Genomic DNA, 16,906 nt, shown 5'->3' with positions numbered 1-16,906 from the left:
TCCTGGTTAGAGGACGCTCGTTGATGAAGGAAGATCAGACTAACTCTGGATGGTCGGGGCTATCAGTGCTAGCGGTTGAGCTGCACCTGATGCTAAATCAAGCGGAAAATTGTGAGCATTGCGCTCGTGCATCACTTCAATCCCAACATTTGCTCGATTGAGCAAATCTGCCCAAGTCTCGATCGTTCGCCCTTGACTATCGAGAATCGAACTATTGAAGTTAAACCCATTGAGATTAAACGCCATGGTGCTAATTCCCAGAGCAGCAAACCAAATTCCCATCACTGGAAAAGCAGCAAGCACGAAGTGTAGCCAGCGCGAATTGTTGAAGCTCGCATACTGGAAGATCAATCGCCCAAAGTACCCGTGTGCAGCGATGATATTGTAGGTTTCTTCTTCTTGCCCAAACTTATAGCCATAGTTCTGAGATTCCGTTTCTGCTGTTTCGCGAATCAAAGAAGATGTCACTAATGAACCATGCATTGCGCTGAATAATGCACCTCCAAAGACCCCGATCACCCCTAGCATGTGAAACGGGTGCATAAGAATGTTATGTTCAGCTGTGAACACAATCATAAAGTTGAACGTTCCTGAAATGCCGAGCATCAAACCATCAGAAAAGCTTCCTTGTCCGATCGGGTAAATCAGGAGTACAGAGGTTGCTGCTGCGACTGGAGCAGAGAATGCAACTGGAATCCAAGGACGCATTCCTAGGCGATAGCTCAATTCCCATTGCCGCCCCATGTAGGCGAAAATCGCAATCAGGAAGTGAAAGACAATCAATTCATAAGGACCACCATTGTAGAGCCATTCATCCAATGAAGCGGCTTCCCAAATGGGATAAAAATGTAAGCCAATTGCCGCAGAAGTTGGCACAACGGTCGCTGTAATAATGTTATTTCCGTAGAGCAATGACCCAGAAACGGGTTCTCGAATGCCATCAATATCTACCGGAGGAGCCGCAATCATCGCAAGAATAAATACGATCGCGGCGGTCAGCGCAGTCGGAATCAACAACACCCCAAACCAACCAATATAAAGCCGATTCTCGGTACTCGTAATCCAATCACAGAAGCGATCCCAGAGGGGGACACGATCACGTCTTTGCAATAGCGTTGTCATGAGTTGATAAATCCGTATGGATGAGTAAAATACAAAGTAGTCTGAATAATCAGCTATCTAACTTAATAGCTAGATAGTTATAAAATGTCAAGCCCATTTCTTGATTTTTTCGAGAGTATAGTCATGCTCGAAGAAACATCGTATCTGGGGTGGGCTGTATTCCAGCACTCACAGCATAAGATGAAGAATGAAACTACGATCGAGGAAGAGTGAACGCGATGAAAGTAGATGAGCTACTCAAACGATATAACACTGGAGAACGCAACTTTCAGCGCATTGCTTTACAAGATGCTGAGCTAACCAATGCGAACTTGAGCCGAGCCGATTTTAGTCATGCAGATCTACGTCAGACGCGACTCGGCAAAATTAACTTTCATCAAGCTTGTCTGCGCGAAGCAAACTTAAGTGAAGCAATTCTTTGGGGAACTGATTTAAGTGAAGCAGATTTATATCGAGTCAGTTTACGTGAGGCTGATCTCACGGGAGCCAAGTTAGTCCACGCTCGATTAGATGAAGCCAATTTAGTGAAAGCGAGTTTATGCGGTGCAAATCTCACTCATGCCAAGCTCTCACACGCATTGTTAATTGAAGCGGATCTTCGTCCTAGTTCTGACCAACGAACGGATCTCGGATTTGCAGTGTTGAGTGGTGCAGATTTGAGCTATGCCGATTTGGGGGCTGTGGTACTTCATCATGCGGATCTAGATGGTGCGAAGCTATGTCGAGCAAATTTGAGTCGCAGATTGCTCTGGGGAGATTTGATTACGGACTTGAGTGCATCAAGTTTGCGCGGGGCTGATTTAAGTTATGCGAACTTGAGCGGCGCAAACCTATGCAATGCGAATTTGCAAGGTGCAGATCTGACGGGAACCGATTTGACCGATGCAGATTTGCAAGGCGCAATTATGCCCGATGGAAGCGTGCATGATTAGAGCCTTTCTAGCTCGTTTGATGATTTAACGCTTTGTATTAAGTTTTGAAACAGTTTTGTAGTTAGTCAGTTTAATAACCATAGAGTGATTAAAGCAACTCACTACCCCTGCTATGGCTAGAAATACTCTTTTGCAATTCAATTCTTTGACAAACTCTCTGCCCCCTGTAGACTCACGGCAGAGAGCAAAACAATTTGTCCAGAACCTACAAGATGAAATTTGTGCTGCACTAGAGCAACTAGATGGAGAAGCAAAATTTCAAGAAGACCATTGGGAACGCACCGAAGGCGGCGAGGGAAGGACTCGCGTGATTCGCGATGGGCGAGTGTTTGAACAAGGTGGCGTGAACTTTTCTGAGGTTTGGGGTGAAAGTTTGCCCCCCTCTATTCTGGCACAGCGTCCAGAGGCTGCTGGACAGCCTTTCTTCGCCACTGGAATCTCAATGGTACTGCATCCTCGCAACCCTTATGTTCCGACTGTTCACCTCAACTATCGCTACTTTGAAGCAGGTTCGATTTGGTGGTTTGGCGGCGGTGCAGATTTAACACCGTACTATCCTTTCGCAGAAGATGCTATTCACTTCCATCAAACCCTAAAAAATGCCTGCGATGCCCATCATCCGGCTTACTATCCTGCCTTCAAATTGTGGTGTGACGAGTATTTTTACTTGCGTCATCGTCAAGAGCAGCGAGGTATTGGCGGCATCTTCTTCGATTACCAGGATGGTAATGGATCGCTTTATGTCGGATCACAATCAGAGTCACTCGCTGCACAATATAGTCAGCAAGTTGGTTCTGTTCCTCGGACTTGGGAAGAACTTTTTGCCTTCGTTCAAAGCTGTGGGAATGCGTTTCTTCCTGCTTACTTACCGATCGCGCAAAAACGCGAATCAATGAACTATGGCGATCGCGAACGCAATTTCCAACTTTACCGCCGAGGACGCTATGCCGAATTTAATTTGGTCTACGATCGTGGCACTGTATTCGGCTTGCAAACGAATGGACGGACTGAATCGATTCTCATGTCATTGCCACCCCTGGCTCGATGGGAATATGCCTACGAGTCGGAACCGGGTAGCCCAGAAGCTGAACTGACCGAAGTCTTTCTCAAGCCGCAAGATTGGGCAAATCAAGCACCAGAATCGACGCTGGCACAAAAGCGACTCCAAGCCCAGCAACTTCGATTTAAGTTTGCTCATCAGCTTCGGGATGTTTATCATCAGTTTTTTGATGAGCTAGCACAAGCAGACTTACCAGACGGCGAAATTGCACATCTGAGCCAGGAACTTCTGCGATCGCGTCAAGAAGGACTGAAAAATCTGATTACTGTCGATGAACTCAATCGCTATAGCAATCTCTATCCAGAAGATGTCTAAGCGCTAAGCTTAATGCAAAAGATCATGGAGTGATGAGCATTCCATGATTCTGCTGCCATTCTTTACTGGCTAGTGATGCAGTGAATTAATGAGTTCTGAACGAGCTGTTCGCTATCCAGCGATCTCAGCACTGCTACAAGCTTCAGTAACGTCATAGGAATGGCTCTAATTGACTGATAGTGTGGTTGAGGAAGAACGTTATGTCATCTGAATCTTTATCGTCAAGGTCTAATCCGCCTTTGAATTGGGGAACCGTCGCATTTTTTGCACTGATTCATGCCCTTGCACTGCTAGCACCTTGGTTCTTTTCATGGTCAGCTTTGGGGACAATGCTAGTGCTTCATTGGTTCTTTGGCAGCATTGGGATTTGTCTGGGGTATCATCGCTTGTTGAGCCATCGAAGTTTTCAAGTTCCGAAAGGGTTGGAATATGCAATCGCACTGATTGGTGCTTTAGCTTTACAAGGCGGACCAATTTTTTGGGTAGCTGGACATCGCTTACATCATGCTCATACAGAAGATGAAGAGAAAGATCCTTACTCTGCTCGGCGAGGCTTCTGGTGGAGTCATATGCTGTGGATCTTCTATCCTCATGCTGAGTTTTTTGACTATGAGCAATATAAACGCTTTGCGCCAGATCTTGCGCGCGATCCATTCTATCGGTGGTTGAATCGTTACTTTGTTCTCCTACAGCTTCCGCTCGGACTCTTGCTCTATGCGATTGGCGGTTGGTCGTTCGTGATTTATGGCATGTTTGTCAGAGCGGTGCTGCTCTGGCATAGTACTTGGTTTATTAATTCTGTGACGCATGTTTGGGGATATCGATCGTTTGATATTCCCGATGGCTCTCGAAATTTATGGTGGGCAGCAATTCTGACCTATGGTGAAGGGTGGCATAACAATCATCATGCTTATCCTCATGTAGCGAAAGCAGGATGGCGCTGGTGGGAAATCGATGTAACGTGGTGGGCAATTTGGCTGCTTAGACAGGTTGGGTTAGCTCAAAAAGTTATCCTGCCCCCTTAGCTGCGGGAAATTCTTCCTCACAGGCTCCTTATGTCCCTCTTCTGTTCCTCTGGGAATGAAAAAATTGACGAAAATTCAATAGGTCTGCCGAGTCTGACTTTCGGGGGTGAGTTCTTACACGGATAGGGTTAGGCTATAGGTTCAGCCCATCGTGCCCTTTGATGCCTTGATTGACTGTCGATTTCAAGTCAGAATCAGTCAAAAAGATTAAGTAACCCGAAAGGATTGCCTTAACTAAAAACGCTACAACATCGGATGGATGTAAATCGGAAGTATTAAGAAGTGTTTTGATTGCGGGGCGTATGACAACAGGTAGACGCTTTTCGTAGTGAGAACCCATACACTCAAACTTTACAAAAGCCGAAGAAAGCGACATAAGGGGACTAGGAGGTTTGCGATGGTACAACCGATAGACGTTCAGCAACTACAGCAGCGGTATGAAAGTGGCGATCGCGACTTTAGTAACGTAGATCTCGCAGAAGCAGATTTATCAGGGGTGAATCTCAGTAATGCCGTGTTCGCAGGTGCTAACTTAGAAGGCGCGAGCCTAAGAAACGCGACCTTGATCAATACTGACTTCAGCAGCACCGACCTGAGTGGGGCAGACCTAGCGGGAGCCGATTTGACAGGGGCAAATCTCAGTAATGCCATGCTAGGAGGCACAATTTTAGAAGGCGCATTGCTCGATCGTGCGGATTTGAGCAATGCCGATCTCGAAGTAGCAAATCTCATTCAAGCGACCTTAACCCAGGCAGATCTCAATCAAGCCATACTGAGTGGTGCAAACTTAGAGGCTGCGGATTTGAGTGAAGCAGACCTCGCCAATGCTGAACTAGAGCAAGCAAATCTAACAGATGCTTCTCTAGAGAATGCTAACCTGAGCGGCGCAGACCTCAAAGACACGACGCTCAAGGGCACGATGCTAGAAGGCGATGATCCTAGCCTCGCAACCTGAATGCAATTGTGATTTCAATGTGCTCTCTCGATCAGTTCTCGAAATGAGAATTCTTGAGGTAAGCCCTTGGGAGAAAGAGTGGCTTACCTCGGAGGATGAGTGATGCTTAGAAGCCCCTCGCAGCGCTTTTCGCCGAAACCGCACGAAGATCATAGCGATCGAGGTTCATCACCTTATTCCACGCTGCCACGAAGTCCTGCACAAATTTCGGTTGCGAGTCCTCCGCGCCATAGACTTCTGCAAGCGCGCGAAGCTGAGAATTTGACCCAAAGATAAGGTCAACGCGGGTCGCAGTCCATTTGGGTTCACCCGTTTTGCGATCGCTCCCCTCGAACTCATACTCATCTTCAGAAGTCGCCTTCCATGTCGTGCCTAAGTCGAGCAGGTTGACGAAGAAGTCATTAGTCAACGTCTCGGGTCGATGGGTGAAGACACCCTGTTTGGCTCCTCCAAAGTTCGCCCCCAAGACGCGCAAGCCGCCCAAGAGAGCCGTCATCTGAGGGGCTGATAGAGACAACAATTGTGCTCGATCGACCAGCAACTCTTCGGGCGATTCGCTGTGGTTGCCGCTAGAGTAGTTGCGAAACCCGTCTGCCGTTAGCTCGAGCACAGCGAAGGACTCGACATCTGTTTTCTCTTGCACCGCATCCGTGCGTCCCGGTTGGAAGGGAACCGTTACGTCGTGACCCGCATTTTTTGCAGCTTGTTCAATGCCTGCACATCCGCCCAGAACGATCAAGTCAGCAAGCGAAACCCGCTTGCCGCCAGACTGCGAGGTGTTGAACTCCCGTTGGATCGCTTCTAACGTTTGGATTACTGTTGCCAATTGGGCGGGTTCATTGACTTTCCAATCCTTCTGCGGCGCGAGACGAATGCGCCCTCCGTTCGCTCCACCCCGCATATCAGAGCAGCGAAACGTTGATGCTGATGCCCAAGCCGTCGAAACCAGTTGGGAAACAGATAGTCCCGAAGCCAGAATCTTGCCTTTGAGAGTGGCAATGTCCGACTCATTGATCAATTCATGGTCAACTGTGGGAATGGGATCTTGCCACAAGAATTCTTCCTCAGGAACTTCTGAACCGAGATAACGCGATCGTGGTCCCATGTCGCGGTGTGTCAGCTTGAACCATGCTTTGGCGAACGCATCTGCAAACTCATTCGGGTTCTCATAGTAACGCCGCGAAATCGGCTCATAGGTAGGATCCATCCTCATTGCCATGTCGGCTGTGGTCATCATGGGAGCATGCCGTTTTGATGGATCATGTGCATCCGGCACTGTATTTGCCCCAGCACCATTCTTAGGCACCCATTGATGCGCGCCAGCAGGACTCTTTGTCAATTCCCACTCATAGTTAAATAGGTTCTCGAAGTAGTTGTTATCCCACTGAGTCGGATGAGTAGTCCATGCACCTTCGATCCCACTGGTGATTGCATCGACACCGATACCTGTGTTGAAGGTGCTCTTCCAGCCCAGTCCCTGATCGATGATAGTCGCACCTCCAGGTTCAGCACCAACATGCGATGGATCGCCCGCACCGTGACATTTGCCAAAGGTATGTCCGCCCGCCACCAGCGCGACTGTCTCTGCATCATTCATCGCCATCCGACCAAAGGTCTCGCGAATATCGCGACCTGAACCCACTGGATCAGGCTCGCCGTCTGGTCCTTCCGGGTTCACGTAGATCAGACCCATCTGAACAGCGGCAAGGGGATTCAGCAGAACTCGATCGTCTTGGTAACGCTCATTGCCGAGCCAAGCTTTCTCAGACCCCCAGTAGATGTCTTCCTCGGGCTGCCAGATATCCACGCGCCCGCCAGCAAAGCCCAACGTCTTGAAGCCCATCGACTCCAGAGCGCAGTTGCCCGCAAAGACCATGAGATCAGCCCACGAGATTTTCTTGCCATATTTTTGCTTAATCGGCCAAAGCAACATGCGCGCCTTATCGAGGTTGGCATTGTCTGGCCAACTATTGAGCGGCTCAAAGCGCTGACTACCCGAGCCTGCGCCACCCCGACCATCGCCAATCCGATACGTACCTGCGCTGTGCCAAGCCATTCGGATGAAGAGCGGTCCATAATGACCGTAATCGGCTGGCCACCAGTCCTGAGAGGTCGTCATCAGCTCGTAGATATCTGCTCTAAGGGCAGCTAAATCAAGGCTCTTGAACTCCTCCGCGTAGTTGAATTCCTCACCCATAGGATTTGCCTGGGGGGGATGCTGATGGAGGATGTTCAGATTCAAATAATTCGGCCACCACTCTCGGTTTGTCGGTACATGACGAGGTTGAAGTTTCTGACCTCCGCCCATAAATGGACATCCACTTTCGCTGCTCATAGTGGTTTCCTCCTGAGGTGTGTGAATAGATTTTTTTGATGAATTGCCAGTGTTGTAGACAAATAGCACAGATGTGATTACTGGGATAATAGATGAGAAATATAATTGGAGAAGAATATAATTAACGTCATGATTCGAGACAATAGATAGTAATTTGAAGCCATTGTTTACATGAATAGCTAAAGAGCTAGCCTACCTATGCTTTGGTTGCGCGCAGATACTACTCCGTTAAGTAGCGTGAAGACTTTCTACAATAGGAATAGAACTAAAGCGCAAGCAGAACATGACCTTCAAAGATGCAAAGAAGTTTGAAGATGGGACGATTCGGTATTAAGTTTCTAATGCTTCCATCTCAGCTTTTGGCGTTGCTGAATGATGGCATGAATTCTGCCCTCATCCCCTAACCCCTTCTCCCAATTTGGGAGAAGGGGAACTAGAATTCTGGCTCCCTCTCCCAATTTGGGAAAGGGTTGGGGTGAGGGCTGCAACCGATTCAAACGAAGAAAACATACTGTGATTCAGCAACGCCCAACTTTTTTGCTGCAACTCTTGGCTTGGGCACATCAAAGCTGGACGATCGAGCAAGCTTATCAGCACCTAAAGGAAGAACTAGGACTGGATCACTTTGTAGGGCGATCTTGGAGAGGGTTGAATCATCTAGTCCTGTGCTTCATGGCATATTGCTTTGGGTCAAGACGCAGGGATTTACGCAAGAGGGCTATTTTTCTCCGCCTTAACACGCGCAGCATAGGCAGCGATGCGATCGACTAGCCCCGGCGCGATGAGTTTTACCCACGGAATTGCTTTGCCTTTCAAGGTCATCAAATGCTCTCGTTTCCGTCTTTCCATTGCACCCACAATTTGCCGCACACATTCCTCTACAGACATTGTGCCTTGTTCTTCATCGCGAGGACTCTGCCCTAGTAGTTGCCCCTTTCCATCGAAAGCACGTTCTCGAATGTCAGTTGCAACAAATCCCGGAGATACTACTAATACATCGACACCACTCCCTTGCAGTTCAATTCGGAGTGTATCGAAAAAACCTTGCATTGCATGTTTACTCGCCACATATCCTGTGCGTGTCGGAACTCCCGTTTTACCGCAAAGAGAAGAGATCGCAACTAAAAGCCCCCGGCTTTGTTTGAGATGAGGTAAAGCAGAATGCGTACAATACACAGCTCCTAGATAGTTCACTCGCATAATCTGATCAAAAGTTGTCAGATCCGTGACTTCCTCAAACCGACAAATCATCGAGATGCCAGCATTGTTAATCAGACAATCAATCTGTCCAAATCTTGCGATCGCAGATTCAATCAGTTTTTGACAGGCTTCAGGGTAAGTCACATCTGTCGGGACTGCAATTGCTTGTCCTCCCTGTGCGATACACAACGCAACTGTTTCTTCTAAAGCGGTCGAATTTCGAGCAGCGAGCACTAAATTTGCGCCCTTTTGAGCGAGCACGATCGCGAGATTTTTCCCAATACCAGCCGATGCTCCTGTCAGAATGATCGTTTTATTCTGAAAATTCATGGCTTACATCCCAAAATCGTGCGATGTCGAGGATCACTTGCAACCGTTGTAACTTGCTCAAAGCCAACAGACTCTAGAGCCGCTTCAACATTAAACGTGTAGTAATCATCTGACCAAGGCTCAGTACTTTTCATCAGCGTAAAGAGTACAGGCGGTAGATTCTGAATGACTGGAGACTTGGGATTGTTATCGACGATTGCCAAATGCCCACCCGGACGCAGTAATCGCAGTGCTTCTTGAAAAACTGCGATCGTCGCATATCGCGGCAACTCATGCAGCACAAACTGGATCGTGATCAAATCCAATGAGCAATCGGGCAACTCGGTTGCTTCAGCATTGGCATGAATCCATTGACTGATCTCGCGATCGCCATCCCGATACTGAGCGACTGCCAGCATATAAGGGGATAAATCTAGCCCAACCGTGCGAACTTGCTGCTGCTGCCGATTCTGATAGAACCGATGTAGAGCTATAGTAGACAGTCCAATCGAGCAACCGATGTCGAGAATGTCTTGCACAGGCTGTTGAATATTTTGAGCAAGTACCTGGTGGAAACTCCCCCGCAGTCGAGCTTGAGCTTCCTCCCACGTCAGCGGTTCATCCTTCCAGACTCGGAGTGCCATCGCATGAGTCGCAGGTTCTGCCTCAAACGCAGCTTGCCAGCATAGATTCCCGTGCTCGTAAGCATGAAATGGCACTTGGTAATAATCGGGATAGCTGACTTTCTGATTGGTAAGCTGAGCAGCAGAATGTTCAATTTCAGCTGTCGCCAATTCTTCAACTCGTTTCCGCCAAGGCACACCATTTCGCTCAGCCGTTTTAATTAGGACTTGACGCGCCTGCTGTTTCATCACCGCGTAAACAGGCTGAGTCTGAATCAACAAATTGACACAGCGCGAGAGAAAATCATCGCCAGCCCAGGCAGGCTTACTTTGGAGAGTCATGGTCTTCGAGGTCGTAACGTCCACTCTCAATTAAACCGCAAAGCGCGATGCTGCAATATTAAGCCTCACAAACGAGCTTCAGATCCGGAGTGTCTACGGTGACAAACCGTTTGCGGAGTTTATGAATTGCCGCGATCGCATGTTGATGTTTCGCCTGATCGCCTTGTACCGAAAATAACCAAGCTGCCTCTTTCAAATCCCGAATCGCTCCAGTTTTATCACTCACTTTACTGCGAGCTAGCCCTCGATGAAAGTAAGCCACAGCATTCATTGCATCAATACAAATCATGGCAGTAAAATCATCGATCGCACCGAGCGTATTCTCAAATTTCATCCGTGCCAATCCTCTTTGAAAATAGGCATTCAGACAAGCTGGATCGACTTGAATGGCATAGCTAAAATCATCGATCGCGTTATTTTTCTCACCCATGTGTGCCCAAATGACACCCCGATTACAGTAAGCAATACAGTTGCCCGAATGACTAATCACAGCCCGATTCAAATCTGCGATCGCTTCTGCGTAATTCCCCAATTCAAACTTAATCAGCGCCCGATTGTTATAAGCAATGTAATGGTTTGAATCGAGTTCAACGACTTTAGAATAGTCTTCGATCGCACCTTGAAAATCGCCCATCTCATACCGGGTGATCGCTCGATTCAAATGCGACGTTACATCTTTTGCATCGAGCATCGGCTTGTTAAAGCGATCGACTAATCCCTGAATCACCGTTTGATTTTCAGTCCGAATGCCAAATGCAACTTCAGGAAAGGCAACGCTAGCGGTCGGAATTGGTTGAATTCCAACCACGCCATAGCTGGAATCACAAACCAGGAAATTTTCATTCGTGCCTAAAATCTTAAAATGAAATTGCTCAGAATAATCGCGCTTGAGTTGGGTAAGCTGTTGCAGAATTTGCTTAATATAGCTCTTGGAGGTTGAAGGAGCTTCGCGATCGGAGATCAGTTTTGCTTGTTGCATCGCTTGCCGATCTCCCAAATGTCCCCAACCAATATCAAGCTGTCCTCCCCGATTGAGAAAGTCTTGAAAGCTTTGCATCAGTTCTGCATCTAGCGTTGCCTGGTCGGGGTAAGGGAATACCACAATCACACGAGACTGAGCCGAACTTAATGCTTCTTGTAGCACAGCGCGAGTATTTGAAAACGGATCAGATTGTGCCTGAGATAGGTTAAACATCAATTCATACTCAGATTTTGGCGTATTCACCAGGTCTGAAAGCTGAGCTTCAGTGACTTCTAAACGAGAAGTGAGATACTTCATCTGATTTTGCAATGCTTTTGCATCCAACATTTCAGGCAAACGACCCATCCATTCAGCAAGCTGTTTCTGTTGGCGATCGAGACTGCGGGTATGCTGCTGAACGCTTTCAAATTGCTCTTGCAAATGGCTCAAATGCCCATTGAGCATGGTTTCCATTTCGGTATGCATATCTTTGAGATTTGCACTTTCTTCTAACCGCGCTTCGAGTTGAGCGACGGTATTCTGCAACTGCTCAAGATTGATATTGCTCCCAGGCGAAGCCGGATGTCCGGTTGTCATCCAAGACGATAAAGTTTCCATCTGCTTTCGCATAATGGTATTTACCGATCGCATCGGAACGACTGTTTGCTCTAAAGCTTGATGTTGATGGCGGATTTTTTCAATTTCTGCCATCAGCTTTGCCATATCTCGCCGAGATACCAAATCTCCGACAATTTTGACGAGTCCATCTACTTCTTGCTTTAAAGCAGTCGCATCAAAAGGCGAGGGCAAGCTATTCAACCGCCGATGAATTTGATGAATTTCATCTTGCATCAGCCGCGGAATTACTTGCTTCTGACTGGTCGAAACCTCGCTGAGTTTCGACGCTAATTGCTCCACTTCGGTGCGTAATTCGGCAATCTCACTTTCGGCACTTTCGACGCGATTTGTGGTCACTAACCGATTCAAATACTGCGAAACGGTTGCCATCGATTCTGCTAGCTGAGAGTACTTCGTCTTCAGGTACTCTAATTCTTTTTCAAGCTGTTCATGATCCCGACTTTCGATCGCGCTCAATCGGCTGGAGACATTGTGCTGTAATTGAGCGATCGCGTTATCGTGCCGCTGCTGAATTGTTTTGCGAACGCTGGCAAGATCAACAAAGGTGGGCAGTGTTCGCACTTGCTGATCTAAAGCTTTGATATCATCGGAGAAGCGCTGGTCAAGATGAGCAATGTTACGATTTGCCGCGTTTAGGGTTTCTTTATCAAGACGACGGCGATTTGCAACGTTCAAAAGTAACAGAAAAGACACGGGAGCAGCAGTGAACGCTAATTGTTGAGATGCGATCGATGCGATCGCTCCAACTCCTGAGCCAACTAACGTTAAGGATTCAGCTAGGTTCAACCATTTTCCGTTCTTCATTGTTTTCGCCCCTGAACAAATCACTGAGTAATTAAAAGCACATCTTGATATTGTTCTCTACAGTCGCATCTTCGACGAATCAGGAAATTGATTACAAAATTCTTATGGCACTTAAGGCTCTAATTTTTGACGTAGACGGAACGCTGGCTGACACCGAACGGGATGGACATCGCATTGCGTTCAATCGTGCCTTCGCGGATTTTGGCTTGGATTGGAATTGGTCGATCGACCTGTATCACGATCTCCTCGAAGTTGCAGGAGGCAAAGAGCGCATTCAGCATTATGTGAAAAAGTATGATGTGCCATCTCCTGAAGCGGATCTCAAAGCGTTTGCGGCACAGCTTCATGCTGCGAAGACTAAGCATTATCAAACGCTAGTCAAAGAAGGATTAATTCCATTACGTCCCGGTGTGCAGCGCTTGATTCAAGAGGCAAAAGACGCAGGCGTGAGATTAGCGATCGCGACAACGAGCCAATTTGAGAATGTGATTGCCCTGCTCGAAACAACGCTTGCGCCCGATAGCCCGAATTGGTTTGAAGTGATTGCAGCAGGGGACATTGTGCCTCAGAAAAAGCCCGCACCTGATATTTATCTGTATGCGTTGGAGCAATTGAATTTAGAGCCTGAAGACTGTATTGCGATCGAAGATTCCTATCCAGGACTGCAAGCTGCCCTGCAAGCCAATCTCAAAACGGTGATCACAATGAACGATTACACCCGCCAACACGATTTTTCTGGGGCTGCGCTCGTCGTTGATCAATTGGGAGAACCGGATCAGCCTTGTTCTCTCATTTCTGGAAGCGTGGACAAGTTCTCCTACTTATCTCTAAAGACTCTCCAAGCGATTTAGCACTCCAACGGATTGAAGCAGTGGGAGTGCTAAATCGCTGATTGCTTTTACCAGTTTCGCCAGCCGCCGATCGCGGGTTTTTCTGACCGTTCACTGATTAACTTCTGATACTCTTGCGAACTCGCCCAGCGATCGATTTCTCGTGCTCGCAAAACTGGAACCGGATGCGATAGTTGCGCCGTCTGCAACTGCTTCAACATCTCTCCAATCTCCGTCTTGCTCACCTCGTCGTAAGCCCGCGCTTGAGCGATAAAGGCATCGAGATTCAACTGATTCGCCAACTTGGGCGATCCTCCCGTCAGCTTCATCATCACCGACATCGTAATTCTCGGATCTTGAGTCGCAAGCAAGGCTGCACGATCGCAAGTAAACTCCGCACAGCGCACCCAATTCATAATCTGCGCTTGCAATCCTTGGGTCAAAACGCCTCCCATCGGCAACTGACCTGCCGCCAAAATCAGCAGATTTGCCAACGTCAAATAAACGCTGTGATCGCACTTCAGATGCCCTAATTCATGCGCGATCACGGCTTGAATCTCTTCAAGTGTGAGCAGATCAATCAGCGATGTGTGCATCACAATAAACGGTTGCTTCCCTCTCATCGCGAAGGTATAAGCATTCGGTACAGGATGTTGACGCACATAAAGCTGCGGCACGTCTAAATCTAAAACTTTACAAGCTTCAACCAAAAGCTGGTGCAACTCAGGGAGTTGCTGCTCGCTCACCAAAATGCTGGAGGCAATATTTTCAAGATAAAAAAATTGTTCCGCCACATTCCCCAACAGAGCGCGAATTGCCAGATCCAATCCAGGCAACTGCTTCAACGCTTGGGTTGCCTCTAAATCTAGAGGGTGACGGAACTGATCAGCTTTTAGCCCAATCAGGGCTGACTTTGAGAATGACATGTTCAGGCGTACAGAATCTCTCAAAGCCAGTATAACGAAAACGCCTGAACTTAGAGGGTGACTTTCATGGGAGCGCTGACAACAGAAGTATCGAGCGCACGCTGGATTTTTGCACCCAGTCCTCGCAGTTTCGCCTCAATGTTGTCATACCCACGATCGAGGTGATTCAACCCTTTTACAGTCGTCATGCCATTCGCTGCCAAGCCCGCAATTACTAAGGCGGCAGAAGCTCTCAGATCTGTACCTTGGACAGGCGCACCAGACAGTTGAGGCACACCGCGCACGATCGCAATATTGCCTTTTAAGCGAATATCTGCACCCATGCGATTCAGTTCTGCCACATGCTGAAGCCGATTCTCAAACAGCGTCTCTGTAATCATGCTGTCTCCCTCGGCTAAGGTCAGCAATGACATAAACGGAGCTTGCAGATCTGTAGGAAATCCAGGGAAAGGCAAGGTTTCAATATCCGTACCCCGGAAAGTTTTGGCAGGCAAAACTCGAACACAATCGGGAGCATCAATTGCCACATGAATTCCGATTTCGCTGAGTTTCGCGATCGCTGCACTCAAATGATCCGGAACAACAGGAGATAAGCTAATTTCCGATCGCGTAATTGCACCCGCCATCAAAAACGTTCCCGCTTCAATCCGATCCGGGACAACCGAATAATCAATTTCGTGCAATTTGGGAACGCCGTTGATCACAATCCGGTTAGTTCCTGCACCTTGAATCTTTGCACCCATCGCATTACAGAAATTCGCCAAATCGACGACTTCCGGCTCTTGAGCGGCATTTTCAATAATTGTTTCGCCTTCTGCTAAGGTCGCTGCCATCATGATATTCTCGGTTGCACCCACGCTTGGGAAATCGAGATAAATCCGTGCGCCTGTCAAGCGTTTGCGATTTCCACGCACGTACGCATTGACAACCCCATGTTCGATGATGACTTCTGCACCCAGGGCTTGTAAGCCTTTTACGTGCAAATCAACGGGACGATCGCCGATCGAGCATCCACCCGGCAACGGCACTTGAGCAACGCCTAAACGCGCCAGCAAGGGACCAATGACAAAGAAGCTTGCCCGGAGTTTGCTAACGATTTCGTAAGGCGCTTTGGATTGGTTAATATCAGAAGCATCCAAATCAAGAATGCCAGCTTCTTGATCGTGGAGTACTTTAACGCCCAAGGCTGACAAAATCTCGCCAATGCGAGTGATATCGAGCAGCGAAGGGACATTTCGTAACCGACAAGTTCCTGAGCAAAGAATCGACCCAGCCATGAGGACAAGGGCGGAATTTTTAGCCCCGCTGATCTTGACGTGTCCACTCAGGGGTTGTTGTCCCCAAATGTGTAGTACAGAGTGACTTTCTTCAGGTGAAGAATCTTGAGACAAATTGGGCGCGAGAGTAATGGGTCTGTCCTCCTGGGTCGGCATGTTGAAATTTACGCTAAGATTTGGGACTTCAAAGTTGGTTTAGATTCTACCGGAAAGCAGGAAATTGTCCAGCATCACTCTGCACTGCCCGGCATTCCACGTCGCCCGTTTTGCGTAAACTCAGAAAAAATCAATTTCCAAAAAGATTGACAATTTCAATGCAATCCACGATACTTGGAGATCGCGACCGATAAATGCGGGACTGGCGGAATTGGTAGACGCGCTAGATTCAGGTTCTAGTGTTCGCAAGGACTTCCGGGTTCAAGTCCCGGGTTCCGCATCTAAGATAAGTGGGCTGTGCTCTTCGGAGGCAGCCCATTTTTGATATCATCCCAAGAATTTAATCTCCGGCAAATTACGGGAAATTGATCAATATATACTTATCAATTCACTGGAGTCTATGGATGAAATTTAATCGATCGAGCAGTCTATAATTGTCCCGAAATCGGTTGACAGGTATTACTTCCCATCGGCGATCGTACGGGAATCGGCTCGTCTCGTTGCAAGATCTGATTATCTGTCCCTAAAGCCCGTACATCGCAGATACCCGTCGCTCCAGATCCGACCAGCAGTAGCATTCCATTCGTGCCTGTATCTCGGAGAACCTTACCGTTATCAAAGACAACCTCGACGGCTGCAACATCGGGAGAAAAAATTTCACCATAGAACACCGTATGGCGCTCTTTAACGTTGGGATGAGTCCGTCCGACGTGGTATCGAATCAGTTTTTGCTGTTTTCCAGCAGTGGGTTTGTCAGGATTCTGATTGAAGGAACTGCCTGTCGATTTTAGGCTCCATTCCATGCCATTGCGTTTGACCACTCGATAACTGAGGGCAGGCTGAACTGAAGCTTCTTTTTGCAACGATTTGGCTTCACTCGGACAATTTCCACGCGACAAAGCTACAATGCCTTTTTCCCATTTTCGCACCGTCAAGACCTGAAAATCCTTTGCTTCAGCTTTGGATGAGCCAGGACAACTAAATGGGCGACGTAGCATTTCTTCAGGCGTTGCAGCCACGATCGAGACTGTGTATCCAACGGTTCCAAGACAAATCAGACCCACTATGCCCATCAGCCAGCGACGATTCATGTTC

The 16,906-nt window shown here is 47.9% G+C and carries 13 protein-coding genes and 1 tRNA gene; 6 read left to right on the top strand and 8 right to left on the bottom strand.

Translation table 11 applies throughout. The annotated features are described in order from the left end of the window. Positions 1-39: 39 nt before the first annotated feature. Complete coding sequence (gene psbA, locus OU814_RS04410; RefSeq protein WP_017290327.1) at positions 40-1,122, bottom strand: photosystem II q(b) protein; 1,083 nt, start codon at positions 1,120-1,122, stop codon at positions 40-42. 218 nt (positions 1,123-1,340) lie between these two features. On the opposite strand from psbA, the gene hetL reads away from it, so the two are divergent. From hetL to OU814_RS04390, 4 genes are all read left to right on the top strand, one after another. Next, entirely contained in the window at positions 1,341-2,054 is a 714-nt protein-coding gene (gene hetL, locus OU814_RS04405) for a heterocyst differentiation pentapeptide repeat protein HetL (protein ID WP_017290328.1), read from the top strand. 112 nt (positions 2,055-2,166) lie between these two features. Continuing rightward, positions 2,167-3,429, top strand: a complete 1,263-nt coding sequence (gene hemF, locus OU814_RS04400; RefSeq protein ID WP_326498276.1) for an oxygen-dependent coproporphyrinogen oxidase — start codon at positions 2,167-2,169, stop codon at positions 3,427-3,429. 200 nt (positions 3,430-3,629) lie between these two features. Then, positions 3,630-4,454 (top strand): acyl-CoA desaturase, encoded by an 825-nt coding sequence (locus OU814_RS04395; protein ID WP_268180828.1) that lies wholly within the window; start codon positions 3,630-3,632, stop codon positions 4,452-4,454. Positions 4,455-4,851: 397 nt separating this feature from the next. Continuing rightward, positions 4,852-5,409 carry a pentapeptide repeat-containing protein gene (locus OU814_RS04390; RefSeq protein WP_268180826.1) on the top strand — a complete coding sequence of 186 codons (558 nt, stop codon included), beginning with the start codon at positions 4,852-4,854 and terminating at the stop codon, positions 5,407-5,409. 106 nt (positions 5,410-5,515) lie between these two features. Here the strand turns inward: OU814_RS04390 and katG are convergent, their stop codons facing one another. The 4 genes from katG to OU814_RS04370 all read right to left on the bottom strand — a co-directional run bounded on the left by katG (position 5,516) and on the right by OU814_RS04370 (position 12,622). Continuing rightward, complete coding sequence (gene katG / locus OU814_RS04385; protein WP_268180824.1) at positions 5,516-7,744, bottom strand: catalase/peroxidase HPI; 2,229 nt, start codon at positions 7,742-7,744, stop codon at positions 5,516-5,518. Between the two features lie 705 nt (positions 7,745-8,449). Continuing rightward, positions 8,450-9,274, bottom strand: a complete 825-nt coding sequence (locus OU814_RS04380; RefSeq protein WP_268180822.1) for an SDR family oxidoreductase — start codon at positions 9,272-9,274, stop codon at positions 8,450-8,452. Continuing rightward, the gene (locus OU814_RS04375; protein ID WP_268180820.1) at positions 9,271-10,218 is read right to left on the bottom strand and encodes a class I SAM-dependent methyltransferase; all 948 of its coding nucleotides are present in this window, start codon (positions 10,216-10,218) and stop codon (positions 9,271-9,273) included. The genes OU814_RS04380 and OU814_RS04375 overlap by 4 nt, the downstream gene beginning before the upstream one ends. Before the next feature lie 58 nt (positions 10,219-10,276). Beyond that, entirely contained in the window at positions 10,277-12,622 is a 2,346-nt protein-coding gene (locus OU814_RS04370) for a tetratricopeptide repeat protein (RefSeq protein WP_268180818.1), read from the bottom strand. Positions 12,623-12,726: 104 nt separating this feature from the next. On the opposite strand from OU814_RS04370, the gene OU814_RS04365 reads away from it, so the two are divergent. Beyond that, positions 12,727-13,473: an HAD family hydrolase gene (locus OU814_RS04365; protein WP_268180816.1), complete on the top strand. Its 747-nt coding sequence runs from the start codon at positions 12,727-12,729 to the stop codon at positions 13,471-13,473. A 47-nt stretch (positions 13,474-13,520) separates the two neighbouring features. On the opposite strand, the gene OU814_RS04360 is transcribed toward OU814_RS04365, so the two are convergent. Both OU814_RS04360 and murA read right to left on the bottom strand, forming a co-directional pair. Further along, positions 13,521-14,378 carry a M48 family metallopeptidase gene (locus OU814_RS04360; RefSeq protein WP_190653413.1) on the bottom strand — a complete coding sequence of 286 codons (858 nt, stop codon included), beginning with the start codon at positions 14,376-14,378 and terminating at the stop codon, positions 13,521-13,523. A 50-nt stretch (positions 14,379-14,428) separates the two neighbouring features. Next, the gene (gene murA, locus OU814_RS04355; RefSeq protein ID WP_190653414.1) at positions 14,429-15,811 is read right to left on the bottom strand and encodes a UDP-N-acetylglucosamine 1-carboxyvinyltransferase; all 1,383 of its coding nucleotides are present in this window, start codon (positions 15,809-15,811) and stop codon (positions 14,429-14,431) included. A gap of 196 nt (positions 15,812-16,007) precedes the next feature. Between murA and OU814_RS04350 the strand changes: the two genes are divergently transcribed. After that, a tRNA-Leu gene (locus tag OU814_RS04350) sits at positions 16,008-16,091 on the top strand. 148 nt (positions 16,092-16,239) lie between these two features. Here the strand turns inward: OU814_RS04350 and OU814_RS04345 are convergent. Then, entirely contained in the window at positions 16,240-16,902 is a 663-nt protein-coding gene (locus OU814_RS04345; RefSeq protein ID WP_017290340.1) for a hypothetical protein, read from the bottom strand. Between the last annotated feature and the right edge of the window lie 4 nt (positions 16,903-16,906).

Origin of the sequence: Leptolyngbya sp. GGD (genome assembly GCF_026735145.1) — a bacterium.
Taxonomy (GTDB): Bacteria; Cyanobacteriota; Cyanobacteriia; order Leptolyngbyales; family Leptolyngbyaceae; genus Leptolyngbya; species Leptolyngbya boryana.
The sequence above is the reverse complement of the archived record's forward strand: the minus strand, read 5'-3'. Positions and strand labels throughout refer to the sequence as shown.